This is a genomic window from Xenorhabdus beddingii (assembly GCF_002127545.1).
Lineage (GTDB): Bacteria > Pseudomonadota > Gammaproteobacteria > Enterobacterales > Enterobacteriaceae > Xenorhabdus > Xenorhabdus beddingii.
The window spans coordinates 1-2,303 of record NZ_MUBK01000082.1 but is presented as its reverse complement, the minus strand read 5'-3'; the positions used below and the strand labels follow the sequence as shown (position 1 = coordinate 2,303).

The window sequence follows — 2,303 nt, the reverse complement described above, 5'->3', positions numbered from 1 at the left end:
TCTTCTCCTGCTGAATTGGCAGAACAAGCCAAATCCTACGCTTTGGGTAAATTTAACCGCACCGTCGCTTCTGAAGCGCAAAAATGGCTCTCACAGTTTGGTAGCGCCAGAATTAACTTTGGTCTGGATAAAAAAGGCACATTAGAAAATAACTCACTCGATATCTTACTGCCACTTTATGACAATAAGACCGATTGGTTGTTGTTCTCCCAATTAGGATATCGCAACAAAGACAGCCGCAATACCCTTAACGCAGGTTTAGGTGGCCGTTATTTTCAGCAAAATTGGATGTACGGGCTGAATATATTCTATGACCACGATCTAACAGGTAAAAACCAACGTTTGGGGCTGGGGGGGGAAATTTGGGGTGACTATATTAAACTCTCCGCCAATACCTATTGGCGTTTAAGTGATTGGCAGAACTCACAGAGTCTTAAAGATTATCATGAACGCCCTGCCAACGGTTATGACATTAACGGGGAGTTTTTCCTGCCTGCTTACCCCAATCTGGGGGCAAAACTGAGCTATGAGCAATATTTTGGTGATAATGTTACGTTATTCAACCGTGACACCCGACAAAATAACCCAAGTCTGGCTAAGTTAGGTCTGACTTATACGCCGATCCCGTTATTCACCCTGGGCGTGGATTATAAACAGGGAGGAAGCGGCCATACTGAAACACAGTTCTTGGCAAATTTAAATTATAAATTTGGAATTCCGCTTAGTACTCAATTATCACCAGATAATATAACTTCAATGCGAACATTGGCGGGAAGCCGTTATGACCTGGTAGAAAGAAATAACACTATTGTGCTTGAACACCAGAAAAAACCCATCGCGCAACTCTCCTTGCCTAAAACAATCACAGGATATAGCCGGGAACAGCACGATGTTACAGTGAAGATCTCTTCTCATACCCCCGTTAAACAGATCCATTGGGCCACTAACCAAGATTTTGAAAACCACGGCGGAAAATTATCGTCCAACGTCGGCCAGACCATAAAAATAACCCTGCCAAACTATTTATCTGATGAAAACCGAAATAACCATTATCCCATCTATGCCCTGGCTGAATGGGAAGATAACCAAAAATCAGCCCCCGTTCAGATGAATGTGATTGTCCGCCCGTTTAAGGTGAAAACGCGGGAAGAAGCCAACTTTACGCCTCCCGGCCCCTTGCCTGCCACCGGTCATAAAGAGGACGGATATCTTTTTGACCCGGTCATTACCTTTGATACGGTGAACCATGCCCCAATAAAAAATGCCGCCATTGATAACGTTCAGTGGATAACCGACCCCAAAACCGGTTCAGATTCCGGGTTGCAATTTATTGACTGGGAAAAATCAGCCCCTGCTGCCCTTGATGAGAATGGGCATTTCAAACGCAAACCGGTCTTAACCAGTACGCAGCCCCATCAAGATGTCAAAGTTTACCTGCAACTGGATGGTCAACCTCAACAATTAGTGGGTGAGGTCAGTTTTAATGAAAATCCTGCCAGTTTTTATGCCGATAAAGTTGAAGTATCACCACAAGTCCCCTCACTCGTCGCTGATGGCACTCAAACCTACACCTACAGTGCAACTATTTTGGGGAGTGATAACAAGCCCGTAAAAAACCAGAAAATCGCTGATGTGCAATGGGATACCAATAAAAAGGAGATTGCCGGACTCAATTTGAAGTGGGAAAGCACCACAACGGATAACGACGGGAAACTCACGGCAGGTTTGACCAGTACGGTGCCGGTAAACGCGGTCACGGTTTCACTCGTTATTGGCAACCACAAACCGGTGTCGGCAAAAGACCCGGTTTCCTTTACGGCAAATACGCCAATTCACCGCATTCAAGACAATGCGTTACATATTGATCCCCCCGGGCCTTTAACCGCTGACGGGCATCACTATTATACCTATACGGCGGTTATCGTTGATCAGCAGAATAACCCCGTAAAAAATCACAAAATGCCCCATGTGAAGTGGCGTGTGATGCAGGGTAATCAGGATGAAAGTACGAATAAAAAACTCATTTGGCAGCCGAAAGAGGGGGATGTCACAACGGATGGGGAGGGGAAATTAACGGCAACATTGGGTAGCAACTACGTCATGGATAATCTCATGGTTTCACTCTCCATTGAAAATCATGGCCCGGTTTCGGCACCATCGCCCGTTTCCTTTACTGCGGATACCCAAAGTTATCATATTAAAGACAGCCTTATCGACGTTGACCCCAAAAACAACTTAACCGCAGATGGTGTCCAAAAATATACCTATACGGCGGTGATTTTAGATCGTAATAACCAGCCTGT

Annotated in this window: 1 protein-coding gene; it reads left to right on the top strand. The window is 45.2% G+C overall.

The window, feature by feature from the left end:
* Positions 1–2,303: inverse autotransporter beta domain-containing protein (locus Xbed_RS18385; protein ID WP_208612279.1), on the top strand; the 2,303-nt coding region annotated here is incomplete at both ends.